20 protein-coding genes and 1 riboswitch are annotated in these 24,101 nt (G+C 46.9%); of the genes, 11 read left to right on the top strand and 9 right to left on the bottom strand.

Going from position 1 to position 24,101, the window contains the following annotated elements; all coding sequences use genetic code 11:
* Positions 1–208 precede the first annotated feature (208 nt).
* Positions 209–3,856, top strand: coding sequence for a beta strand repeat-containing protein (locus tag ACIDITHRIX25_RS77490; protein ID WP_201733129.1), 3,648 nt, complete (start codon positions 209–211; stop codon positions 3,854–3,856).
* Between the two features lie 455 nt (positions 3,857–4,311).
* Here the strand turns inward: ACIDITHRIX25_RS77490 and tal are convergent, their stop codons facing one another.
* Positions 4,312–5,439: a transaldolase gene (tal, locus tag ACIDITHRIX25_RS77485; protein ID WP_052606890.1), complete on the bottom strand. Its 1,128-nt coding sequence runs from the start codon at positions 5,437–5,439 to the stop codon at positions 4,312–4,314.
* A 199-nt stretch (positions 5,440–5,638) separates the two neighbouring features.
* Entirely contained in the window at positions 5,639–6,361 is a 723-nt protein-coding gene (locus ACIDITHRIX25_RS77480) for a fatty acid desaturase (protein WP_213333443.1), read from the bottom strand.
* Between the two features lie 312 nt (positions 6,362–6,673).
* Here ACIDITHRIX25_RS77480 and ACIDITHRIX25_RS77475 point away from each other — a divergent pair, with 312 nt between their 5' ends.
* From ACIDITHRIX25_RS77475 to ACIDITHRIX25_RS77450, 6 genes are all read left to right on the top strand, one after another.
* Positions 6,674–7,090, top strand: coding sequence for a PaaI family thioesterase (locus tag ACIDITHRIX25_RS77475; RefSeq protein ID WP_052606888.1), 417 nt, complete (start codon positions 6,674–6,676; stop codon positions 7,088–7,090).
* A 57-nt stretch (positions 7,091–7,147) separates the two neighbouring features.
* Complete coding sequence (locus tag ACIDITHRIX25_RS77470) at positions 7,148–7,774, top strand: LON peptidase substrate-binding domain-containing protein (RefSeq protein WP_052606887.1); 627 nt, start codon at positions 7,148–7,150, stop codon at positions 7,772–7,774.
* Positions 7,775–7,848: 74 nt separating this feature from the next.
* Complete coding sequence (locus ACIDITHRIX25_RS77465) at positions 7,849–8,181, top strand: phage holin family protein (RefSeq protein ID WP_052606886.1); 333 nt, start codon at positions 7,849–7,851, stop codon at positions 8,179–8,181.
* Between the two features lie 64 nt (positions 8,182–8,245).
* Complete coding sequence (locus ACIDITHRIX25_RS77460; RefSeq protein WP_201733127.1) at positions 8,246–8,452, top strand: hypothetical protein; 207 nt, start codon at positions 8,246–8,248, stop codon at positions 8,450–8,452.
* Positions 8,433–8,663: a hypothetical protein gene (locus ACIDITHRIX25_RS77455; protein WP_052606884.1), complete on the top strand. Its 231-nt coding sequence runs from the start codon at positions 8,433–8,435 to the stop codon at positions 8,661–8,663. The genes ACIDITHRIX25_RS77460 and ACIDITHRIX25_RS77455 overlap by 20 nt, the downstream gene beginning before the upstream one ends.
* A 258-nt stretch (positions 8,664–8,921) precedes the next feature.
* Entirely contained in the window at positions 8,922–9,779 is an 858-nt protein-coding gene (locus tag ACIDITHRIX25_RS77450) for a tRNA (adenine-N1)-methyltransferase (protein ID WP_201733126.1), read from the top strand.
* Between the two features lie 518 nt (positions 9,780–10,297).
* Here the strand turns inward: ACIDITHRIX25_RS77450 and ACIDITHRIX25_RS77445 are convergent.
* From ACIDITHRIX25_RS77445 to ACIDITHRIX25_RS77420, 6 genes are all read right to left on the bottom strand, one after another.
* Positions 10,298–12,295, bottom strand: coding sequence for a proton-conducting transporter transmembrane domain-containing protein (locus ACIDITHRIX25_RS77445; protein WP_201733125.1), 1,998 nt, complete (start codon positions 12,293–12,295; stop codon positions 10,298–10,300).
* Positions 12,285–13,094 (bottom strand): NADH-quinone oxidoreductase subunit B family protein, encoded by an 810-nt coding sequence (locus ACIDITHRIX25_RS77440; RefSeq protein ID WP_201733124.1) that lies wholly within the window; start codon positions 13,092–13,094, stop codon positions 12,285–12,287. The genes ACIDITHRIX25_RS77445 and ACIDITHRIX25_RS77440 overlap by 11 nt, the downstream gene beginning before the upstream one ends.
* Positions 13,095–13,100: 6 nt before the next feature.
* Entirely contained in the window at positions 13,101–14,582 is a 1,482-nt protein-coding gene (locus ACIDITHRIX25_RS77435; protein WP_201733123.1) for an NADH-quinone oxidoreductase subunit D-related protein, read from the bottom strand.
* Entirely contained in the window at positions 14,582–15,910 is a 1,329-nt protein-coding gene (locus ACIDITHRIX25_RS77430; protein ID WP_201733122.1) for a proton-conducting transporter transmembrane domain-containing protein, read from the bottom strand. Before ACIDITHRIX25_RS77430 ends, ACIDITHRIX25_RS77435 begins: the two co-directional genes overlap by 1 nt.
* Positions 15,911–16,034: 124 nt before the next feature.
* Complete coding sequence (locus ACIDITHRIX25_RS77425) at positions 16,035–16,715, bottom strand: hydrogenase (RefSeq protein WP_052606881.1); 681 nt, start codon at positions 16,713–16,715, stop codon at positions 16,035–16,037.
* Positions 16,716–16,725: 10 nt separating this feature from the next.
* Positions 16,726–17,670: a respiratory chain complex I subunit 1 family protein gene (locus tag ACIDITHRIX25_RS77420; protein WP_201733121.1), complete on the bottom strand. Its 945-nt coding sequence runs from the start codon at positions 17,668–17,670 to the stop codon at positions 16,726–16,728.
* Between the two features lie 40 nt (positions 17,671–17,710).
* Positions 17,711–17,771: riboswitch (Fluoride riboswitch) on the bottom strand.
* Between the two features lie 732 nt (positions 17,772–18,503).
* Between ACIDITHRIX25_RS77420 and ACIDITHRIX25_RS77415 the strand changes: the two genes are divergently transcribed.
* Positions 18,504–19,529, top strand: a complete 1,026-nt coding sequence (locus tag ACIDITHRIX25_RS77415; protein ID WP_201733120.1) for an IS630 family transposase — start codon at positions 18,504–18,506, stop codon at positions 19,527–19,529.
* A 525-nt stretch (positions 19,530–20,054) separates the two neighbouring features.
* On the opposite strand, the gene ACIDITHRIX25_RS77410 is transcribed toward ACIDITHRIX25_RS77415, so the two are convergent.
* Positions 20,055–20,294: a ferredoxin gene (locus ACIDITHRIX25_RS77410; protein WP_052606879.1), complete on the bottom strand. Its 240-nt coding sequence runs from the start codon at positions 20,292–20,294 to the stop codon at positions 20,055–20,057.
* Between the two features lie 256 nt (positions 20,295–20,550).
* On the opposite strand from ACIDITHRIX25_RS77410, the gene arc reads away from it, so the two are divergent.
* The 3 genes from arc (at position 20,551) to ACIDITHRIX25_RS77395 (ending at position 24,048) form a co-directional block, all read left to right on the top strand.
* A complete protein-coding gene (gene arc / locus ACIDITHRIX25_RS77405; protein ID WP_349632171.1) occupies positions 20,551–22,275 on the top strand; it encodes a proteasome ATPase in 1,725 nt (574 codons plus the stop codon).
* 64 nt (positions 22,276–22,339) lie between these two features.
* Positions 22,340–23,833: a depupylase/deamidase Dop gene (dop, locus tag ACIDITHRIX25_RS77400; protein WP_201733119.1), complete on the top strand. Its 1,494-nt coding sequence runs from the start codon at positions 22,340–22,342 to the stop codon at positions 23,831–23,833.
* A gap of 14 nt (positions 23,834–23,847) precedes the next feature.
* Complete coding sequence (locus ACIDITHRIX25_RS77395; RefSeq protein ID WP_052606877.1) at positions 23,848–24,048, top strand: ubiquitin-like protein Pup; 201 nt, start codon at positions 23,848–23,850, stop codon at positions 24,046–24,048.
* The last annotated feature ends 53 nt before the right edge of the window (positions 24,049–24,101 follow it).

Below are 24,101 nucleotides of genomic sequence, written 5' to 3'. Positions count from 1 at the left end.
TTCTCACGCTTACCGTCACCAAAGGTACTATTTATCTCTTCTTGCTAACTAATTTCCCAGTTGATTGAGATTGCTTGCTTTAAAGTCACTCTTTGTGTTTGATTATGCGGTATAGTTACACATAGAATGTTAGTTTAAATGTTGCATAATTGAATCAAACAAGTAAGCACAGGTAAACGCAAGGATAATGAGATGGGTCACAACTTTTATGTCAAAACTTCCTAAATCGCACAGAAAGCCATTTAGCGGTTATTCAAATTCAAAGAAGGTATCTTTTGCAAGATCTACTTTCGGTGTCATCTCATTCGTAAGTAGATCATTTAAGAGAATTGCCCTATCTCTTATCTGTCTAGTAGGTGCTATTGGATTTTCAACGATATCACCAAGTGGTGCCTCTACTGGTACCACTTCCTCAAATACAATCCTTTATGCAGCGGCAAGCTCAACTGGTATAGGCAACTGTGCTGACGCAAACGATGCATGTGACCTTGCAACTGCACTAACCAAGGTAACCGCAGGTGAAACAATCGACCTCGTAACGCCAGGGAGCACCAACTCCTATGAAGGCAACTTCACCCTCAATACAAACGGTACCTCACTGACCGCACCAATCACGATACAACCTGCTCCTGGGGTAACAAACCCAACACTTTATGGAAATAACAGCGGTACGGTCCTAACAATCAACACCAACGTATACGTCAACTTGATTGGAGTAACGATTACGGGTGGACAAGCAGCAAGCGGCAGCTATGGCACTCAGGGTCCCGGCGGCCGTGGCGGTAACGGTGGTGGTATTAATTATTCTGGTTCCGGTTCTCTCACAATTACTGACTCGACTATTTCTGGTAACTCTGCTGGCAATGGTGGCAATGGACTTAGTTCTGGCGGCGCTGGCGGTAACGGTGGTGGTATTAGCTATGTCGGTACTGGTTCTCTCACAATTACTGACTCGACTATTTCTGGTAACTCTGCTGGCACTGGTGGTAACGGCACTTTCGCCTCTGCGGGCACTGGCGGTAACGGCGGTGGTATTTACTATCATAGTTCCGGTTCTTTCACGATCTCGAATGCCACGATTACGGGTAATGGGGCGGGCAACGCTGGTACCAATACCACTCCCGGTCTCTCCGGCGACGGTGGGGGTATCTACAACAATGGTGGCACGACCACTATTTCCAATTCGACCATCAGTGGAAACAGTGTCCTTGGCGGCGGCGCTTCTGGCCTCGGCAGCGGAATTTACAACGCATCTGGCACGGTAAACCTCGCCGCTGATCTTCTGGCAACTCCCTCGGCCCCCTCGACTGGCGGTGAGTGCTCAGGGGGTGGATTTATCGATTATGGTTATAACGTCGCAGACGATAACACCTGTGGCCTACATAAATCCAGTGACTATTTTCCACCAAGTACTAACAAAGCCTCTTCGCCAGGACTCTTAAGTTCCCTCCAAAATAACGGCGGATCAACACTAACAATCTTGCCCGGGCACACCAACCCAGCGATCGGCCTGATACCGCCTACTGCAACTGTAACTATTGATAATACTAAGTTATCCTTATGTCCAACAACAGATCAGCGTGGTTTTGCAACCGTATCTGGGGTCTACTGTGATGCTGGTTCTCTACAGTTGGCAAGCGTTCTCTATGCAGCAGCAACGCCAATTGGTTCAGCTACCTGTGCTGATGCAACTGATGCATGCAACCTTACAACAGCTCTTGGTGATGTTGGAGCTGGTGGAACAATTGACCTCGTAACATCTGGAAGTAGCTCAATAACAAGCACCAACTCCTATGAAGGCAACTTCACCCTCAATACAGCAAATACCTCAGCGACGACACCAGTCACGATACAACCTGCCCCTGGGGTAACAAACCCAACTCTTGATGGACAAGGCAAAGGTACAGTCCTAACTATTAACAGCAACTTCGTGAACCTAAATGGAGTAACGGTTACGGGCGGCCAAGGCGGCCAAGGCGGCCAAGGCGGAGGCATCTTCAGCAGTGGGACGCTCACCGTTACCAACTCCACTTTTTTTAACAACAGCGCCATTAGTGGCTATGGCGGCCAAGGCGGAGCCATCGCCAACGATGGCGCTCTCACCGTTACCAACTCCACCTTTTTCAACAACACTGCGGGCGGCCAAAACGGAGGCCAAGGCGGAGGCATCTTCTATAGTGGGACGCTCACCGTTGCCAACTCCACCTTTTTCAACAACATTGCGGGCGGCCAAGGCGACCAAGGCGGGGGCATCTACGGTAATGGTGGTACGCTCACCGTTACCAACTCCACCTTTTTCAACAACATTTCTGCGGACGCCGCTGCAATCTTTAGCGGCGATGCCGCGACATACCTCGCCGCCGACCTACTCGCAACTAAAGGTGGTGCCCCATCTGGCGGTGAGTGTGGCGGGTACGGTACCACCATTACTGACCTTGGCTACATCGTCGCAGACGATAACACCTGTGGTTTTCCAAGCTCACCTACTGCTAATAAATCTACAAGTATTGTTTCGATCGCGTCTGAAAATCTCGGTCCCCTTCAAAACAACGGTGGTCCAACACAAACAATCCTGCCTGAGCCAGGCAACCCAGCAATAGGGCTGATACCTACTAAAACAGCTGTAACTATTGGTACTAATGGACCGAGCATCACCCTTTGTCCAACAACAGACCAAAGAGGTATAAGCGCTACTGGTCCATATTGCAATGCTGGCTCTGTCCAACAAACTCCTCGAGTAATCACCACTACTTTTCCATACCCAGCACCCCCACAACTAAACAATCCAACACCTATTTCACCAACATCTATAACACTTAGCTGGAGCCAATCTACTAACCAAAGCTATCTACCAGCTACTGGCTACAACATCTTTGAAGGAACAACAAGTGGAAAAGAATCAACTACACCTATTAGCTGTACAACACCTTTAACTGCTAGTTCAACAAGCTGTACAGTTACAAACCTCAATCCATCTACTACCTATTATTTCTATATAGAAGCAACTAACACCTCAGGTAGTTCGTTACCTTCTAACGAGGTATCTATAACAACACTTACAACTAATCAAAGTCCATCAACTCAAAATCCATCTACCACCACAAAGCCTGGATATTACGTAGTTGCAAAAGACGGTGGAGTATTTAGCTATGGAAGTGCAACCTTCTATGGCTCTCTAGCCAATAAAAACCTAAATCAACCAATAGTAGGAATTGCTTCAACCCTAGATGGCAAGGGCTACTGGTTGGTAGCTAGTGATGGTGGAGTATTTAGCTATGGAAGTGCAACCTTCTATGGATCTCTAGCCAATAAAAACCTAAATCAACCAATAGTAGGAATTGCTTCAACCCCAGATGGCAAAGGCTACTGGTTGGTAGCTAGTGATGGAGGGGTCTTTAGCTTTGGTGATGCTGTCTTCTATGGCTCATTGCCACCTAAGACACTCAACAAGCCAATAGTAGGAATTGCTTCAACCCCAGATGGCAAGGGCTACTGGTTGGTAGCTAGTGATGGAGGGGTCTTTAGCTTTGGTGATGCTGTCTTCTATGGCTCATTGCCACCTAAGACACTCAACAAGCCAATAGTAGGAATTGCTTCAACCCCAGATGGCAAGGGCTACTGGTTGGTAGCTAGTGATGGAGGGGTCTTTAGCTTTGGTGATGCTGTCTTCTATGGCTCATTGCCACCTAAGACACTCAACAAGCCAATAGTAGGAATTGCTTCAACCCCAGATGGCAAGGGCTACTGGTTGGTAGCTAGTGATGGAGGGGTCTTCTCCTTCGGTGATGCTGCATTCTATGGCTCATTGCCACCTAAGAAGTTAAATGAGCCAATAGATGCAATTACCGTTGGCTGAGCAAGAAAGCTAATTTGGTTTGTTGAATCCAGACCTTACTTCGTCGTGTGATATAAATCAAAGAGGTCGTATACCTGCTACAAGGAGATGACAATCTCGCTGCACTGCTAAAGATAAATAGCGGAACTTAGCCCTCAAGGATCTCCTTTTTAGAGGAGATCCTTGAGGGCTATAGCGATTGTGGCATGGGGCATTAACCAAAGAGTATTATCCAATCAAGACGATTGCGACGCATTAGTAGTGTCCCAACATTAGACCTTAAGGCTACTAGCTGGGAGAATGGGTTGAATTTTGGAAAGTTTGGCTAGGACATATAGCTTTTTGCTCCGGTGTGAATTTATTTTTGGTGAGGTTGGCATAAGCCTCAACGCAAAGGCATCACTTGGTATATATTTCCGTCAAGTGATGCCTCTCTAGGTGTCATGTAGTAAATTTTGCAGAGATGATTGATTTTGTTAGAAGTTTGCTATCTTTTTTTCAATCTCTTCAAGAAGTGCATGCCAAGCTTTGGAAAATGAGGATACACCTTGGCGTTCTAACTCTTGAGTGACCTCGACAAGGTCAATGTCTAAAGAAGATAGTGTTGATGAAAGTAGTTCTATTGCACCTTCAATATCTTCGAGCACGGACTCTTTCCTAGGATTGCCATGATCTACAAGTGCTTCCAGGGTTCCCAGTGGCATTGTGTTGACAGAGTTAGGGCCAATGAGGTTTTCAACATACAACAAGTCAGGAAAGTCGGGATTCTTAGTTGATGTCGAGGCGAAAAGAGGACGTTGTGGCGACAGCCCCTTGGCAAGTAGCTCTTGGGATTCGCTTTCGTTTTGAAACTCTAAGAACGCTTGATAGGCCATCTTGGATTGAGCTAAGGCAACGGTTCCAACTAGATCTGGGCGACCCCTTTGAACCAGCAGCGGGTCGATTGCTGAGTCCAAGCGCGACACAAAAAATGATGCGACGCTCTTTAGGGTAGTTAGGTCGCCACCATCTTGTGCAAAACGAGAGGCGCCTCGAAGGAAGGCGCGATAGACCTCGCGATATCGTTCTAGGGAAAATATTAGAGTAACATTCACGCTAATTCCAGATGCAAGGGCATCTTCGATGGGCCCAAGCCCCTCTTTGGTGGCTGGAATTTTGATCATGATGTTCTTTATTGCATTATCAATATGGAGTTCTTGATGAAGCGCCTTTGCTGCGGCGAGAGTTCCTGGTGAATCGAATGCGAGGTCTGGATCGACCTCTAGGGAGACCCAACCGTCTTGTTTGTTGGAGGATTCGTAGATTTGTGCCATAAGTCGTGCTGCGGCCGATACATCATATTTTGCTAGTTCGAAGGCGATCTGAGAGGAGTTGAGACCCTTTGATGCAAAAGCTGCAATGTCCTTATCGTAGATATCAGTGGAGGAGATCGCATTGGAAAAGATGGAAGGGTTTGAGGTGAGACCGACGACCCCAAGAGCTATTAGCTCGGAAAGTTTTCCATTTACAAACCAATCTCTTGTAATGTTGTCGATCCACGGAGATGTGCCAAATTCTAGAATTTTAGCTAGGTGGGGATTACGTTCTGGGGCGATCTCTGTCATCACTTATTCGGCTCCTCACAGATATGTTGCATTTTGCACAATCGATAGATGATAGTGAAAATCTTAGGTCGCAGTGCCTATATTTAGGTAATCAATATCAATCAAAATCTCCCAGTGCAGCCATTTGCATTGGGAGATTGTAAAGTTCGGGTTTGTCATATTTTAGCCACTGCCAAAAAAGCAGGCGGTTACAGGTTGCCTAGGCGATGGTTTCCTTGGTAATTCGCTTGGGATTTACAAATTTCGGCTCGCTATGGCGTATTGTGGCTTGTCCCAATGCAACCATAACTTTGATAAAGGGCCAGGATGGATCGATTTGGCGTTTGCCAAGAGCTAGCTTCGCAGACGTTGGCGCAGCGTGATGGTTGTTATGGAGACCTTCGCCTGCTGTCAAAAGCGCAAGCCAGTTGTTGTTTGTTGCCAAATTGTCGTATGGTCTACGGCCATAGGTGTGACCAATTGCGTTTATAGCGCCGGATAGAAGTAGATACATCGCTGTATGCAGTACCGACGTTATGAGGGCTAGTTCCCAACCGAAGGTTAACCACAAAATGACTATGCCTATACCGAGTCCTAGGAGCGATCGATCGTAGACGATCTTGTCCATCTTGTCTGGCGCTAGGTCCTTGGCGTAACGTTCCACTAACCCAGGAATTCGAATAGTCCTGCGATAAAAGTAGACGTTACCAAATTGAATTGCTGCGAAGCCTTCGACAATTGGTGAATGTGGATCTCCCGGAACGTCGGTGTAGGCGTGATGAACCCGGTGGACGGCGACCCATTGACGTGGCTTGATTCCAGTTGTCAGCCATATTATGGTTCGAAAGATGTAGGTGAGTGGCTTGGAAAGCTTAAGGGCTCTATGAGACGCAGCGCGATGCAAAAAGACGGTGGTGCAGAAGATAGCGACTTGGGTTACCAAAAAGGCCACTAAAAGTGATTTCAGGAAAAGGTGCATTAGGCCAGATTAGTTGTCATTGAATTTATAACGATGATTACTAAACAAAATGTTATTGAAATTATTTCCAGTCAGGGAACAATTCTTCAAAATAACCTTGACTTTTTTCAAAAAAGATTTCAACTATTTTTCGACGTCGTTAGATTCTGGCTATTTTTGATCTTTTAGTGGCGCGCGAACCTTTTTCCTCGAGGATAATTGCATCTTTTTGATCCTCAACTTCCGCTAAGGTTATGAATGGTTTGAGTTATCTCATCGAGTTTTAAGGGGTTTTGAGTGGTGCAACGCCAAGAGCGTCCAAAGATACAGATCCCTCCTCCCTGTGATCTTACTCTAGGGATGGAGTGCCTCGATAAGGCGACACCTGGAGTCTCCATTTGGCAGATGATTGCACATGAGAGATTTTCGAATCCGGCGGGCGTAATTCAGGGCGGTTTCATAGCTGCATTTATCGATTCGGCCATGGGCGCAGCCACAGTCACCTTTGCTGGGCGAAAGGTCTATACCTCAAATACCGATTTGAGTGTTTCGTTTTTGCGTCCTGCAAAGGTCGGCAGTCGTTTGATCTGCACCGCGAAAGTGATTTCCGGCGGTGAGCGAGTACTATTTGTAAGCGCGGATGTTTATGACGACGCTGATCGATTCGTTGCGACTGCTCGCTCTACTTATTTCTTGCGTCCTCGAGAGGGATAGAGCGTAGGCTTCGTTGATGGACTTGATAAAGGCGTCGATCTCTCGAAGGGCTCATAGATGATTTTCGATACTCCAAGCGGTGTCTTTATAATTCCACTGATCTTATTTCCAGGTGAAAGCTTGACTATTAGGGTCTTTGAACCCCGGTACCACCAACTGATTCGAGACTGTGATCGTAATGATGGCTGCTTTGTGATAGCTGACACCGACAATGACAAGGTTACTATTCCGCTTCAGGAGGAGTCTCCTTTTTATGCAACGAGGGTCCGTATCGTTTCGTCAGGACTCCTAACAACTGGAGACCGAATTGTAGAGGTGGTGGGAGACGAGCGAATCTCCGTTAAGAACTGGTTGCCTGACGATCCGTATCCGGTTGCCTTGATTAGAAGTGCCAATGATATGGACTTGCCTGACCTAGTGCGACTAGGGGAATTAGAGAATTATCTAAAGCATGCGATCCGATTAGCGATTGAGATGGGTGCTAAGGTAAATATCTTTGACTCTAGTGAGTTGCCAACTGATCCAACGATGCGCCTATGGGCTTTGTGCGCTAAGACACCATTACATAAAGACCAACGCCATGAGTTGCTTGTGGAACCCTTTGGATCAAATAGGCTAGAGACATTAGGCGGCTTCGTTGCCGAACAGATTGAGTTTTATGAGAAGATGCTGGGAATCCGATAGGCTTGTGACCCTAACTAGCTTCGATCAAAGAGAGTCATTAGACGTTGGTAGTTTTTGAAGAGATAGGTCGATAAATGACGTTGAAAGAGATCTTTGAGACCAAGAGTCCCTTCGAGGACTTGAGGGCGACCCTTTTGGCATATGTCAAGCAAGAGACTTTAGGGCCCGCGAAAAAGCTAGGGCGTTATCTAATCTTCGGATTGGCTGGATCGCTTCTTTTGGTGCTCGGAGTAATCCTACTGCTACTTGGATTTTTACGACTTCTCCAGAGTCAAACTGGTTCAACATTTACAGGTGATCTAAGTTGGATCCCATATCTGATCATCGCTGTAGTTGGTATTGCTCTTACGCTGGTTTCGCTGAAGGCGGCCCGGCGAAAGGCGTCAGCCAAAGAACTGCTTAAATAAATTTCTTGAATTCAAGGTTTGGTTTGATGACCTTATGTTGATAATAACTTACGAAGGGAATTGAGTGGCACAAGACAAGATTACTAGAGAAGACATCAAAGCGAAGTTCGAAGAACTCGAGTCGGGTTTGACGAAGGCAGGCAAGACTGCATTGCCCGCACTACCTGCGATTGGGACTGCAATTGGTGTTGGTGTCTTTGTGGTGGCACTTTATCTAGGCTATCGTTTAGGACGTAAGAGGAATACAATCGTTGAAATCACCCGCATCTAAGGTAGTCAAAAAAGGTTTAGGCGCAACTCTCGCCCGCGTAATCAATCGTCTTTTAAAGGGCCGATTAGCGCGTTATTCCCCACTGGTTCGCTATTTCGTAATTGGTGCATGGGTTTATAATCGCCTTAAAAAAAGAGGACGTGGCGGCAACGCTCGAATCGTTCTTAAAGACGGTGAGAATCTCAAAATCACAAGCTACAAAGTCAAATAGATTTACGACGTTACTCAATTGTTGGCCCGTTAGCCTGACGATAAGAGTAAAACTCGCTAGACCAAATCCTCAACAGTCAATTTTTTAGATTCCGTTCTCGTGGCCCTTTGAGTGGGATCTTGATCCCGTTAGCTTTTTGGTGGAGACTACGGAGACAACTGGATTGAGGAGTTACGACTTTGGTGTGCACGAGCCTCTAATCCCAACCATTGCCTTCAGCGGACAAGTTTTTAATTTAATTAGCAGAATTGATTTCCAGTGAATCCAGAAAACGACGAATATAGATTTAGAGATGGTGAGCGAGTTCTTCTGATCGATGAGCGGCGGCGAAGCCAATTCATCGATTTGGGTCAGGGCAAAAAGTCGAGCACGCATCATGGCTCAATCGTTCATGATGAACTTATCGGTCAACTACCGGGCTTTCGCCTATTTAGCTCCAAGGGCAAAGCCTTTAGGGCCGTTCGCCCCACCATGGCTGAGGCTATTACGGGAATGCCTAGAGGTGCCCAAGTTATCTATCCTAAGGATCTCGGGCAGATTTTGATGATGGCTGACATCGGCCAAGGCTCAAGAGTGTTAGAGAGCGGCGTGGGCTCTGGTGCTTTATCGATGGCCCTGTTGAATGCAGGCGCGATAGTCACTGGATATGAGATTCGACAGGACTTTGCCAACAGGGCTTGGAATAATGTTCAAAGTTACTTAGGACCAAGTGCGCTATCGAGATACACCGTAAAGATAGCAGATGCATATACCGCCATTGAGGATGGCCCGTTTGATCGAGTGGTCTTGGACCTTCCTGAACCATGGCGCGTCTTAGAACACCTCCATGGAAAGCTTGTTCCGGGGGGAATTGTACTTGCCTACCAAACCAGTGTTGGCCAGTTGGAGAAATTTCGCTCAAGCTTGAACGTCAATGGCTTCTTTTTAGGCGAGACCCTTGAGGTCTTTGTGAGGGAGTGGTACCACTCCTCTAGTGCTCTTCGACCCGATCACAGGATGGTCGCTCATACGGGATTTTTGACTAAAGCGAGAATCCTTGGCGATTTTGTAAAACCCATAGAAATAGATGGCGCTGTCCTCTTGGAAGACCATTTCGTCCCGAGCCCGCAGGAATAATTTTACCCCCACTCTTGGTAGCTGCTCTGTCTTTTTGATTTCTATCGTCTTCCGGCCCAAAGGTGCAGGTGCTATAGGACCGAGGACGTTCTTCACCGGACGTAAAGATGAGTTGGTGATGTCTTGTTGAGTCGGTCTTCTAACTTTTACGCAGTAGATGCTTCCCGGCCAACTACGACAGTGGAAGTTTTGTTGAGGAGTTGACTCTTTGGCTGTGGAACCCTGACAAAAAGGGCCCTAAGTGGATGGACCAATATGGTTTTGATCTGGCCATTTGTTGGTTAATGTTATCGAGGCGCAGTACCTCGTGGTAAGAAATCCATAATTGGCCGAAATTGGGTGGGCTCGGCACATCCTTTGTGGGCTTTTGTTGTTATGCATAATGATCGAGTGGCTACAGTATGCATGTTTCATGGGCGCAAACTTACACGTTTCAGTCGCCATTGACCCATCGTGCTACGACATGGTGGCTACCATGGTCGGCGTCTAGCATAGTTCGGTGGCGGCCGAACCTAAGGCTATATAAAAATAGCTATTGCAAGGATCAGAATTAGCATCAAGCCTATGTAGAGGATGTAAACGTTCATCGACCCCATTTGCATTTTTGAGGTTTTTTCTGAGGTCCACCTAACTAATCGTACAATTGGTGAGAAAAGAAATGGCCCAAAAATTGGAGCCACCGAGTATTCGAAACTTACCTGTTTTACGAAGTAGCCCTTCTCGTTTCCGTCAGACTTGGCAACAGTCTTGGGTCGGTATATGAAGCTATAAAATTGGCGCAGAGCATTGGAGAATACTAAAGCGGTGGTAGCGCTTGATTCGGGTACCTTTTCCAGACCTTGTGCCCATATTGGAACTTTTCTATAACCGTTGATCCCATGACGTCTAAGTCGAATTAGTGCCAGTGGAATAAGAGAGAGCAATCCACCTACTACAACTAAGAGAAATGGTGAAATAAATGCGAAACCAGATGAGAGCGGCACTAGGAGCAAACCGTCAACCATGTGGTTTACGGTTTGTGATGGTCCTATCCAAGATGCATATGTAAGTTCACGGATCCACCAGATCATTCCTACCGAATAAACAAGGGCCAATGTTCCAAGACTTAGTACTGCAAGAGAACGGCTTTTTTGGTCAACGGGCAATGTCTGGCGCTGTGGCGTTCTATTTTGGTTTTTTCCTAGCATCCCGACACCTAAAACCTTCATCATGGTAGCGAGCGAGAGTGCAGCGGTTAGCGCTATACCTGCACCCGCTAACGCCAGCGCAACCCTACCGGTCGAGCTTGTGAATCTAAAGGCCTGAAATAGAGTTTGGAAAAGAAACCATTCGCTTACAAATCCAGCCATAGGAGGCATGGCGGAAAGGCTCATTCCACCCATTACGGCGCCAACGCCTAGGGTCCAAGGCGCTCTAGATAAGGCGTCATGCTGACTGATTTCGTAGGTTCCGCCTGTCTCGTAAATCTGATCCGCCGTGATCATAAGCGAACCCTTAGCAAGTGAGTGTCCTCCCAGATGCAAAAGGCCAACAACCCAAGCCAGGGTTGAAAGGTCAGGGAGTCCGGCAACTCTGAACATAATTGCAGCGCCAAGTGCTGCTGTGGCAAGGCCCCCATTTTCAGCTGTCGAAAATGAAAGTAGTTTTCTCCAATCACCTTGCTGGAAGCCGTACAAAATGCTTAGAATAGCCGAGATGACGCCAGCGGCTAGAACCAACACCCCAAAAAGCAGAGGCGTTTTTGAGGCTGGCATCCAATGAAGAAGTGCACGACCTAGAGAATACCATGCGACATTTAATACCACACCCGAGAGTATTGCCCCGGTTGCACCACTGCCACTTGAATAGGCAGACGGATACCACTCATAGAAAGGCAAAACCCCGAGTTTTGCTCCGAAACCAATCAGGAACAGCACTCCGATGCCGAAGGTCTCTAGTGGTGACAGTCCAAGCCATAAGCCGTGCCAGACTGAAAAGCTAGGATCCCGCGATCCAAGCACCAGCATGCCAATTAGCAATGAGACGCTGCCTACTTCAAGTAATGAGAGCATGAATAGGTTCGATTGACCCGCATCAGCGGTAGGAGCGCGCCGATCGTTTAGCAACAGGAATGCCCCGCCCAAGCTCATTACTTCCCAGGCGATTAGAAATGAGATCCCGTCTTGTAAGCCAGCGACTCCAATTGCTCCGAGAATGGTAAGAGCGGCGCCCCCATACCAGCCCTGGGAGATACGGCTACGGGAGATGGTAATCCCTGCAAAGAGGGCTGGGGCCAATCCCCACGCCACAAGCCAGCTAGCTGAAGCATCAAGTGAGAAGGTAACGGCAAGACCTCCACTTGGGAAGAGTTCGACGCCTCTGGTACCGTGAGGCAATGCAAACATGCTTCCTATTAGGAGGAATAGCACTCCTAGGGAGAAAAAAGATCTGGTAATGAAAAAGGATTGCTTGAGGCCAGCCGCCACCACGGTGGCAGCCAATAATACGGCGCCAATTGAAATTAGTTCAAGGCTCATTTCTACCACCGTGTATTTTTTGGTCGATTCGATCTGTGAGTAGAAGCAGACCATGGATTAGTTCTGCGGGAGTGGGCGGACAACCTGGTATAAAAATATCTACGGGCAGAAGATCGCTTAAGCCATATCCGCCTGAATATCCAAAATCGAAAGGTGCACCCGAAATTGCGCATGTCCCAGCGGCAACTACGAAACGTGGTCTGGGCATTGCCTCCCAAGTTCGCAGAAGCGGCTCTTTCATTTGGGGAACTACTGGGCCTGTAACAAGCAGGACATCGGCGAATCGAGGTGACGGCGTAAAGAATATTCCGAGGCGATGAAGATTGTAAAATGGGCTGTTCAGGGCGCCGAGCTCAGATTCACAACCGTTGCACGATCCGGCATCGACATGCCGGAGGCGAAGGCTACCCCTAAAGATAGAACTTATTCGACTTTGAAGTCGATTGACCTCCGGTTCGCCCTCCAGGTCTGAAGATACAAGGTCACTTTTCGATCTTGAAACCATGGCCCGTTGGGGAGAACTTTTCAAGGCTTCGCTTGGGCAAGTCTCCACGCATATTTGACAGTTGATACATCGTCCGTAATCGAGTGAGACAGATACCTCATCTAGATTATTTTTTTCTACACTAAAAGCCTTAGTGGGACATACTTGTACGCACGTTTGGCACCCCAAGGAGCATTGTTTGGGGTCAAAGATTGGCATTCCAGCTACTCCATCTTGACCATCGTTGTCACCTGAGTTCGGCCAGTTCGTTGTCGCCTTACCAGCGACTAATCCTTTTAGGGTCCAATTTTTCATTATTGTCTACCTGTCTGCGCCAGCAATTGTTAGCCCAAAACTTGCCTCGTTGATCGCGTAATCCATCATGTTGGAGGAGTGAACCGTAAGGGGAAACGCCTTCCAGTTTGAAAAGGAAGGTGACTTTATCTTCACCCGTTCAAAGATTCCATCATTCAAACGAACTGCATAAAAACATGAGCCTCTCGGCCCTTCAGTCCAGCCGAGTCCATCTACAGTCCCGACAGGGACGATTGGTTTGTATAGGTTTATATCACCTGGTTCTAAGGTCTCAATAGCTTGATCGATCAAATCAAATGCCCCAATGAGCGATTCGGCACGAACTTCGGCTCTGGCAAGGGCATCCCCTTTTGTTCGAAGCGGAATTTTCATAGAAAGTGCGTCATATCCTGAATATGGATGATGGACACGTAAGTCTCTTTGAAGCCCTGAGGCATTCGCGATGGGACCTGTTGCGCCGAAATCGAATGCAGCATCAGCTGAAAGAATGCCGGTTTCCATAAGACGATCTAGGTAGCTTTGCGTGTTGGCAAGCGAATCTAAATAGTCTTGAACCTTTGCTTTGAGGGACCGAAGCTCAAAGGCGAGAAACCCAACGTTGAGATCTCTGCGCAAACCTCCGGTGGACAGAAGATTTCTAAGTAGACGGTGACCACTCAACTTGGCATTGATCTGCTTTGCCTCTTCCTCCAGCAGTAGTCCGAAGGCTTCACCAACTTTCAAGGTCGTCGTTTTGGCTAACATTGCAAAGAAGTGAAGATTGTTGTAGATACGCTCAAGCTCCGCCAATACTATTCTCAATAATTGTGCACGTTGGGGAACTTCAAACCCAAACGCATTTTCGACGGCAAGGCAGTATGCCAAGCCGTGACTGATTGTTCCAACTCCAGACACTCGCTCTGCTAATATGAGTCCAGCTGCGGGATCACGATTTTGAAGGCCGTGTTCAATTCCACGGTGCTTGTAAAATAATCGCGGAGTGAGGTGCAAGATTTCCTCACCGATATATGCAAAATGGAACTCGCCCGTTTCAACGATGTCTGCGCGAATTGGACCCCAAAAAAGGTCTTGGACCTGACTTGCTTCAATTTCAGGAAGGCTTGGCGACGCTGGAGTTCCTGATAAAAGGGGTTGAACGTCGCAGTTGGGGTCAAATGGTGAGCCATCTAGCGTCATTCCGTTTAGCACAACCAGTGGAAAAGATTCTGGATTACCTATGAATGTAATTTCCGAGAGATCCATGATCTCTCGTTCGTACCAGCTAAGTAACGGGGCGACCTCAGAAAGGGAAGGTAGTTCCCCTTCTGAGCGCACGATTATCTCCAAGAATTCAAGGTTGGGGCCTTGATCAACCAAGTAAACAATCTCTAGGGATCGTCCGCTGTGGCGGTGATAGGCCATCTGAAATCGACATCCGAGGGCGAGAAGTTCCCTCGCTACATCGATTAGTTCCGTTGGCTGCACGTATCTTCGAACTGATTTACTCATTAAAGTGACTTCCCTGCGTTTATGAAGAAATGCACTAACCCTGATGGCCACCAGAGCCCTAACACTACAATCGCTAGTAAACTCAACCACATTGGGAGTGACAGCCAAGTGTTCATTGTTATTGTTGGTGCATTTCCTGGTTCAACATCTAAACCGAAATACATTGCTCGGAAGTGATTTAGGAAACCAATAAAGATAACAATTAGAAGAATTGCCACCACCCAAACCGCCCAAACATTTTTGCTTTGCATCCCAGCGCGAAGGATAGATACCTCACCTTGGAATAATCCGAACGGAGGAGCGCCCGTAATTGCAATGGCGCCCAATAGCCACAGGGAGCCTGTCACGGGGAAATAGGTGAGCACTCGCCGAATCTTATCGATTTCTTTAGATCTGTAATTTCGCATTGCATTCCCGGAACCGAAAAACATTAGCGATTTATTTAGGGAGTGGTTGAGCATGTTGTACATAGCCCCTGCGACACCCAGGGCCCCTCCAAAGCCAAAGCCAATCGCGATGATGCCAATATGTTCAATACTCGAATAGGCCATTAGTCGTTTGATGCCTTGTTGACGTACTATGAAAGTAGCTGCAACAAATAGAGAAAACACTCCGAGAATTATTACTGCTAAATGAGCTGGACCCGAGGACTTAGTGCCCTTTAAGATGGCAAGAAAACGTACAATTCCCAAGATCGCTGTATTGAGAAGGGCACCAGATAGCATGGCTGAAACAGGAGCAGGCCCCTCGCTATGAGCGTCAGGAAGCCAAGTGTGCATTGGTGCTAATCCAGCTTTTGTCCCGAAGCCAACTAGCACTAAAAAGAAAGACGTCAACAAGAGGGGCGTCGGGACCTGTTCTGCAACGGAATGCAAAGTTTCCCAGCTCATTGAATATACCTGGCCCAGGTGGAAGGTGCCTCCCCAATAGAATAGAACAATTCCCAATAGTGCTAGTGATAGACCTGAGGAAACAATGATTAGGTACTTCCAAGAAGCCTCGATGCTCTCAGGTCCCCGCTCAAACCCAACTAAAAAGGCGCTTATTATTGTGGTGACATCTATAACAATCCAATAGAGTCCAGGGTTGTTCATAAAGGCCGCTACTAGCATCGAAAGGGCAAATCCTTCCATTAAACTGTAGAACTTCGACAACTGTCTAGGCGATACGTTTAAGAGTTTCATATAGCCAACTGAATAGATAGATGCGAGGAGATATACAATTCCTACGCAGAATGTTACCCAATTTCCAAGTGGCGAGACGAGGACGTACCCAGATAGGTATACCTTCTGGCTGCTACCGTCTGCAATCAGCAAGACAAGTGACACGACAAAAACACCAAGGGAAGATATGAGATTTACATACTCGTCCCTAAGACTTTTCCCTCTCAGGAAGCCTAGCAAAATTGCCACCATGGGAATTGTCCATAATATCCATATCAGGTTCATCGTCTCAACCAACCAACTTTTGGAGATCCCGAGATGACGTTGTTCCTACGTCAAGCTTGAGGTATCGGACTAGGATTCCAAAAGTCATAACGATGATTAGCAGATCGAACAAGATCACTAGCTCCAAGAGGAGCGGAAGTCCAGGTACTAAAATTTGAGATCCTAGGAAAATACCGTTTTCGATTACTAAAAGTCCAAGAATATGGCTAATTGCTTCTGATCGAAGAATCATTAGCAAAAACCCAATGAGCTTTAGCCCGAACATTGCTGTCAGCGCCGTTAGTGCGATGTTGTTCGCTAAACCTAATGTTCCTCCAAGGGATCTACTTATTACGAAGGCGAAAACTACCAAAACAGAGCCGATTACCATGCCAGAGGCCGGCCGAAATATGGGCGTAAATTCTCTCTTTATATCAAGCCTTTTTGCCAATCGCAATAGGAGATAGGGTAGTAAACTGCCTCTGAATAGCGCCGTTAGGATAGCAATTAAATACAGCTCTTTGTAGTGTCCGTAATATGCTACCGAGGCTGACAAAATTGCAATGACCCAAGATTCGGCCGCAAATGCCAAGATGTGGTTTCTCAGCCAATGTGATCCAATCATTACAAAGGATAAAACTAATGCAATGGTTATCAGAAAGCTGAAAATTGAAGTCGCAAGAGAGCTTAAATGAGCTATTAACATACCATTACCTCTAGATCTGATTTGCGATCAAGGCGACCACGGCGAACAAAAATGATAACGCCAACGGTTCTTGATATCGATAAAACCGTAGTCGAGACTGAATCGTGTCTGTAACTGACATAACCGCGGCAATTGCCCCATATTTTAGGACAATAAAGCCCATTGCTAAAAGCAATGATGGAATGGATCCGCTCGTGGAAAGTCCCCACGGAAAGAAAAATACATTTAGGAAAATGGTGTACAAAATGAACTGCTTCATCCATGTAGACCATTTGATGACCGCCAATAATGGTCCTGAATATTCAAGAATCCTGGCATCGTCAATCATATAGATTTCGTAATGTATTGACGAATGGATAGGTAGTCGATCAGTCTCAACTGTTAAAAGTATCAAGAACCCGAAGACTAAAAATAGATGGGCGGGGCTCCAGTAGGTGGAGGGGTTTCTGACTAGTAAATGGTTTGCGACGAAGGGGAGCATTGAATGGTCCAAAAAGGATACGCCAACAAAGATGAGAATCAAGGTAGGTTCAGCCAGTATGGTCAGCATTACAGCTCGAGAAGAACCTAACCCCCCGAATGGTTGTCCTGAATCTAGTCCGGCTAAGAGGATTGCGAAACTCCCCAATGTTAAAATTAATCCGCCTCCCAAAATGTCACCCATATTGGACAGCGGGAGAGGATAATTTGTCAGCACTGGAATAAGAATCGGTACAATCAACATGCAGGTGAATGCGACCACTGGCGCGACCCAAAATACCCATGATGCGGTTTCTGGTATCACTAGTTCCTTATTCAGAAGTTTTATCAAGTCACGATAAGGCTGGAACACCGATGGTCCTTGGCCTCTCTGAATTTTCTCTTCCAGCTTCACGATAAAACCATGTAAAAGGGGTGCTCCAAGTATGACGGTTAGAACTTGACATACTTGAATTAGAACTGGGCTGACGACCAAAATTTCCTCCATAAGTAAGTCGATACGGTATTGATACTTACGCTATGTAGGAGTCATTAGCCATTGTGGCAGTTATGGCGAACTCCATCGCCAGTCCATAAACTTGCACACTATCAGAAAGGAATACTAGAGGCAACTTGATTGGTGAAATGAATTTGAAGTCGAGACACCCACGATTTCGTTGTGGGAAACCCATGGATCTAAAGTAAGGTCCAAGGAGGCCGAGGACGCTCCGTCGTATTTTCAGGATGGGTCGCAAATTCGATCCAAGACCGGTGGTTATGGGCCAGAGAATTTAGACGCACGCCTGGTGATTGCGCCAGTATTCTTATTTAATTTAACTGCTGTGGTATGTAAGTTTTGATCAGTAAAGACCCCATTGCCACGATTTCCATGGACATCGTCTCTGAGGACCCACATTCCAAGCAAGGCTTGTAGGTTTGCCATGGTCAACGACAAAAAGACGCTGGTTTTATGCTTTGGGTTGCTAGTGCATACTGCAACTTTTAAGACAAGGCAGATCGTGCGATCAATAGAAGTGGGGGCTAGCCGGTGATCTTGGGTTGTCTGCTATAGGGAACCGCTGATCATTTGAGCAAGACTCCTTTCGACGAAGGTCGCGTTGCTAGTGGTCGTGCTAGTGGCATTTTGTTCAGCATCGGCACTTTGGTAACTCTCAGCGCTGACTCTCGATAACTTATCAAAACTCAATATTGCTGGATTGTTAAGGCCACGCTTAATCTTCGCCTAGGAAACGACTATTCGCATAACACTCTGAAATGCTCCAATGAGCCCTTTTAATTTCTTGTAAAGTGTGTTAATCTTCTCATGACATGCTTACACCCGAGGAACTCGCCACTATTGAAGCATTCATGGCGAAGACTGAAAACATCGACGAATATAAGCGGGCGCTGGCAGTTCTCACCCTTGAAGATGGGAGTCCCCTCAACAGGACAGCCCTCTCTGTCAAGCATGTACAGCGAATTCGACGGTCATTCCGCAGCGTTGGCACTGAGGCATTCAAGGACAAGCGCCATAACAACGCTCCGGTACTTCTCTCAAAGTCTCAAAGAGATGAAGTGGCAATCATGCTCACGACTACAACTCCCAATGACCACGGCTATAGCAGTTCCCCGTTTTGGTCAACACGGATCCTGGCTACAGTACTCAAGCGCAGATACGGTGTTCTCTATGCCTCTAGCACTAGCTATTACGTTCTGTTTCGGGAAAGTAAGTTCAGCTTCCATCTGCCGGGCAAACAGTACGAGAAGGCTGATCCACAAGCGGTAGCTGAATGGAAAGACGAGCAGCAAGAACGTCTGAAAGAGGCATTCTCTGATCCAGATACGGTGATTCTCTGTGAAGACGAGATGGTTCTCACTCAGGCGACAACTACTCAGAAAGTGTGGATACCGAAAGGAACCACACCAGCTGTAATTGAGACCAATGGAACCAGAATGAACCGGAGCATCTATGGGTTTTTGAACCTCAAGACAGGCAAGGAGCATGCATTTGCAACAGAGCGCCAGACTATGCATGAAACAGCGGCCATACTGCTGAAGCTCCGCAAGATCTACCCAAGAGAGAAGATTCTGCTTATATGGGATGGGGCAGGATGGCACAGAGGGAGCGTCGCTCAAGAGGCAATTAGGGAGCATCACATCGAAGCAGTCCATTTCCCTCCGTATTCTCCGCAACTCAATCCCCAGGAACACGTTTGGAAGCAAGGGCGCTCTGCTGTAACCCACAATCGCTTCATTCCCAAGATTGAACCAGTCACAAAGGAATTAGTCGACTATCTCAACACGACGACATTCTCATACTCTTTGCTTGATTTCAAGGAGCAAGTCAGAGTGTGAGCTCTATAGGTAGTCTGATTATCGATACGAATACCATCAAATCATTGATTACACCAAAGATGCACCCCTTTGAATCGCGTATATTTCTACTCTAAGCCAAAGTGTCTAAGCCAAAGTGTCGGCCCAGGGCACTTCTTGGCAATGGCCCAGCCTCCTCCCAAAAAACGATGACTAAGTTTTTGCTGGTTTTAGGATGAGCGTGCCTATCTGCTTGTCTTCTTCTGAAAGTGCGGGGCAAATAAAAAGACCAAGACCTGCCATGAATCAAGGTCCAAAACCTTCTAGCGATAGGCTCCTGGGTAAATGTGAATTATTAGACATTGCAAATTCTTCTGCGGCCATGCGATTCCGATGGCTCTGGGATTGAAACTATCCTCGAAAGCAAGTAGCAGGTGACTCTGTGCTGTAGCCACCTGCTAAAAGATCTTTCCATATTTAGCGCTAAGGAGTTAATTGGAGTCTTTTGGAACTGTTTTTAAATTTAGATGTCCATGGCCCTAGGGTCTTTACAACCTGGTGCGATATCTAAGCTTCCATCTCCACAAATATACATTCACCCGGGCATTCTTCGGAAGCTTCGATAACTTCGCTCTCTTTGGATGATGGAACCAGCGCCATCTGCTGGGCTCCGCCGGGAGAGTTGAAGACTGTGGTCTCATCCTTTACGTATGCAAGGCCATCGTCTTGAAGGGTAAATACGGAAGGGCAGATCTCTTCACAGAGTCCATCCCCAGTACATAGATCTTGGTCAATCCAGACTTTCATTCTTTGGTCCTTCTTATATCACGTGATTCGTTTGGCTCGTTTTGACTTACTTTTTAATTCAACGTTGATTACGCAAGATATAAATTTAGAAGGACAGCGTCCTTTATTGGGCACATTTTGACAATTACGATGCAATCGAGGTAACTAGTTCATCAAAACGCCTTTTGTCTGTGTCAAAAGTGTCGACATAGGGTGTAGCGTATGGCTTAGGGAGGTGGTCTCTACGACTAGCAATGACGATTTTAACAGTGAATCATTGAATGGAAATGCAACGCCGGAAGAGTTGGTGGCCGTGCTTACTGAGCAGGTGGCAGAGCTTAGACAGCGTTTGCAGGATTCGCCACTTAGGATGCGGGCCCTCGAAGAGAAACTTCTTGAGGTTAATGGACAGCTATCTCAGACAGTTACACGTAATGAGAAGCTAACTGTTACCCTTCAGCAGGCAAGAGAGCATATCGCCACACTGAGGGAAGAGGTTGAGAAGCTAACTCAGCCACCAAGCGCCTATGGCATTTTTTTATCGTTGAATGATGATGGCAGTGCCGATATCATCACATCGGGGCGGAAGATGCGCGTCTCTATGCATCCAGATCTACTGGATGAAGAGATAACGATTGGACAAGAGGTCGCACTTAATGATTCTTTTGCTGTAATTTTTGCACGATCCCCAGAGCGGGTCGGCGAGGTTGTAACTGTCAAGGATGTGTTAGAGCCTGGTAAGAGGCTCTTAGTCTCGGCTCGAGCGGATGAGGAACGAGTGGTAGAAGTCGCTGGAGATGCACGCTATGAAAAGCTGCGCTCGGGGGATTCGGTTCTATTGGACACCCGGACGAATCTGATCCTAGAAAAGCTCCCAAGGCCTGAGGTGGATGAGTTGGTCCTAGAAGAAGTCCCAGACGTCTCCTATGAGGATGTGGGTGGTCTCGACACTCAAATCGAAGAGATTACCGATGCAGTCGAATTACCATTCTTGCACCGAGCACTCTTTTTGGATTATCGACTTCCGGCTCCAAAAGGAATATTGTTATATGGTCCTCCAGGTTGCGGAAAGACATTAATTGCAAAAGCGGTAGCCAATTCGTTGGCTAAGAAGGTAGCGGCGATAAAAGGCGAAGCTACTGGGCGTAGTTACTTTATGAATATCAAAGGGCCGGAACTTCTAAATAAGTACGTTGGAGAGACGGAGCGTCAAATTCGACTGATCTTTCAGCGAGCTCGTGAAAAGTCTGAAGAGGGCAATCCAGTCATAATCTTCTTTGATGAGATGGATTCACTCTTTAGAACCAGAGGTACCGGTATCAGCTCAGATATGGAGTCAACCATAGTCCCACAACTCTTGGCCGAAATTGACGGTGTAGAGACGCTTAGGAACGTTATTGTTATCGGCGCCTCTAACCGAGAAGATCTGATAGATCCAGCAATTTTGCGCCCAGGACGCCTTGACGTGAAAATTAAAATTGAGCGTCCTAATGAGACAGCAGCGACACAGATCTTTGGTCGATATTTCACCTCTGACCTTCCGCTTGATCCGTCAGAGGTGAAAAACCTCGGCGGCGGAGATCGAGAAAAGACAGTTCGTTCGATAATTGAGCGAACTGTCGAAGAGATGTATCGTACAGACGAAGAGAATCGTTTCCTCGAGGTGACTTATCAAAATGGAGACAAGGAGATCCTCTATTACAAGGATTTTTCTTCTGGTGCCATGATTGAGAATATCGTGCGTCGAGCTAAGAAATTAGCGATCAAGCGAGCAATTGCTGGGTCGGATGGCGGAATTTGTACTCAGGATTTGATTTGGTCGATCGCCAAGGAATACAAAGAGCACGAAGACTTGCCCAATACTACCAATCCTGATGATTGGGCCAAGATCTCGGGCAAGAAGGGCGAGCGTATCGTCTATGTGCGAACCCTAGTTGCTGAAGGTAAAGAGGCAAAGGGTGGTCGAGCGATTGAGAAGGTGGGAACTGGCCAATATCTATAAATTATTGGTTACGATCACTAGGTCACTTCCCGAAGATGATGTTTATTAAGGATATGTGCTAAGTATGGCAGTTGCAAAAGTGTGTGGAGTTGAGACTGAGTATGGAATTCAAACAGTTGGTGTGGCGGATGCCAATCCAATAACCTCTTCATCGATGCTTGTCAACTCTTACGTAACGCAGATCTCAAAACGCGTTGGATGGGACTTTGACGACGAGTCTCCAATGGTAGATGCTCGGGGCTTTCAGCGGGAGTTCTTGTTGGGCCCCGAGGTCGAAACTCATTTGGTCAACACGGTTTTGACAAATGGTGCTAGATATTACGTAGATCACGCCCACCCTGAATACTCCTCTCCTGAGTGCTTGACGCCGCGCGAAGCTGTTGTCTTTGATAAGGCAGGCGAGGAGATCCTTCGACGCTCAATGATTGCGGCTTCCAAGGTCTTGCCTCAGGGCCAATCCATAGTGGTCTATAAGAACAATTCTGATCGAAAGGGTAATTCTTATGGGACTCATGAGAATTACATGATGGATCGCAACGTTCCATTCGCCAAGATCGTAGAGCAAGTTACCCCTTATTTTGTAACGCGACAAATCTTCGCAGGTGCTGGAAAAGTCGGTACTGAGATGAGCTACGTTCCGAAGGAGCAGGTTCCATTTCAGATCTCACAGCGAGCTGATTTTTTTGAAGAAGAGGTCGGTCTCGAAACGACTCTCAAGCGGCCCATTGTAAATACCCGAGATGAACCTCATGCCGATGCTACGAGATATCGTAGGTTGCATGTAATTCTTGGGGATGCAAATATGTCTGAATTCTCAACGTGGTTGAAGGTGGGCGTAACGGCCCTTATCTTGGCGATGATAGAAGATGGAGCCTTGGATGGGATAGAAGCATCGTTGGAGCACCCTGTTACAACGCTTAGAACGATATCCTATGACGTCACTCTCAAAAAGGTTCTAAGGCTTGCCTCTGGTAAGACGATTACCGCCTTGGATCTTCAACATAGATACCTAGAGCGAGCTAAACGATATTCTCAGAGCCACGGCCTTTTGGCTTTGGGTGACGAGGTTGAGGCCAAGCAACTCCTTGGCGCTTGGGAAGAGACTCTTGGACTTCTAGAGCGGGACCCTATGCTGGCCGCTGATCGTCTCGATTGGGTTGCCAAATATAGGTTGGTCCAGGGCTATCAGCAACGACATGGCCTTCTATGGGATGACCCAAAGCTTGCAGCGATTGATTTGCAATATCATGACATAAGACCGGCAAAATCTTTGTTCTATAGATTGAATATGGAAAATGTGGTTAGTCCAACTGAAATAGCGGATGCGGTATATGAGCCACCAAAACGAACTAGGGCATATTTTCGAGGTAAATGTTTAGAAAAATATGGACCTTCGGTGGCGGCTGCTAACTGGGATTCTATGATTTTTGATCTTGGTGAGGATCCTTTGCGTAGGGTTCCTATGATGGATCCGCTAAGAGGTAGTGCTGAGCACGTCGATGAATTAATTAGAGAATGCGCCACAGCTGCTGAGCTGATAAAACGGTTGGGTTCTTAGAACGGGAGTTAACGATGGCTGAACGTGAGATGATTCGAAAAACTGCGTCGACTCGAACAGAAGAGACGGTAGAAGAGGAGGTCACGCCAGGCACGGCTGATAAGTCAGACAAGCTTAAGGCTGAGCTTGATGATTTGCTCGATGAAATTGATGAAGTTCTAGAAGACAATGCGGAGGAGTTTGTCCGCAACTACGTTCAAAAAGGTGGACAATAACTTCTTGTGGGGCTAATACCCAAAGAACAGAGACGCAAGATCATCTTGATGTA

It is taken from the genome of Acidithrix sp. C25 (assembly GCF_904848545.2).
The sequence above is the reverse complement of the archived record's forward strand: the minus strand, read 5'-3'. Positions and strand labels throughout refer to the sequence as shown.

Bases quoted from the DNA above. Each gene is read 5' to 3' on its own strand.
- ACIDITHRIX25_RS77490 (WP_201733129.1), top strand. From the start codon at position 209: ATGTCAAAACTTCCTAAATCGCACAGAAAGCCATTTAGCGGTTATTCA.
- tal (WP_052606890.1), bottom strand. From the start codon at position 5,439: ATGACAGAGATCGCCCCAGAACGTAATCCCCACCTAGCTAAAATTCTA.
- ACIDITHRIX25_RS77470 (WP_052606887.1), top strand. From the start codon at position 7,148: ATGATTTTCGATACTCCAAGCGGTGTCTTTATAATTCCACTGATCTTA.
- ACIDITHRIX25_RS77465 (WP_052606886.1), top strand. From the start codon at position 7,849: ATGACGTTGAAAGAGATCTTTGAGACCAAGAGTCCCTTCGAGGACTTG.
- ACIDITHRIX25_RS77445 (WP_201733125.1), bottom strand. From the start codon at position 12,295: ATGAGCCTTGAACTAATTTCAATTGGCGCCGTATTATTGGCTGCCACC.
- ACIDITHRIX25_RS77440 (WP_201733124.1), bottom strand. From the start codon at position 13,094: ATGAAAAATTGGACCCTAAAAGGATTAGTCGCTGGTAAGGCGACAACG.
- ACIDITHRIX25_RS77435 (WP_201733123.1), bottom strand. From the start codon at position 14,582: ATGAGTAAATCAGTTCGAAGATACGTGCAGCCAACGGAACTAATCGAT.
- ACIDITHRIX25_RS77425 (WP_052606881.1), bottom strand. From the start codon at position 16,715: ATGTTAATAGCTCATTTAAGCTCTCTTGCGACTTCAATTTTCAGCTTT.
- ACIDITHRIX25_RS77415 (WP_201733120.1), top strand. From the start codon at position 18,504: ATGCTTACACCCGAGGAACTCGCCACTATTGAAGCATTCATGGCGAAG.
- ACIDITHRIX25_RS77410 (WP_052606879.1), bottom strand. From the start codon at position 20,294: ATGAAAGTCTGGATTGACCAAGATCTATGTACTGGGGATGGACTCTGT.
- dop (WP_201733119.1), top strand. From the start codon at position 22,340: ATGGCAGTTGCAAAAGTGTGTGGAGTTGAGACTGAGTATGGAATTCAA.
- ACIDITHRIX25_RS77395 (WP_052606877.1), top strand. From the start codon at position 23,848: ATGGCTGAACGTGAGATGATTCGAAAAACTGCGTCGACTCGAACAGAA.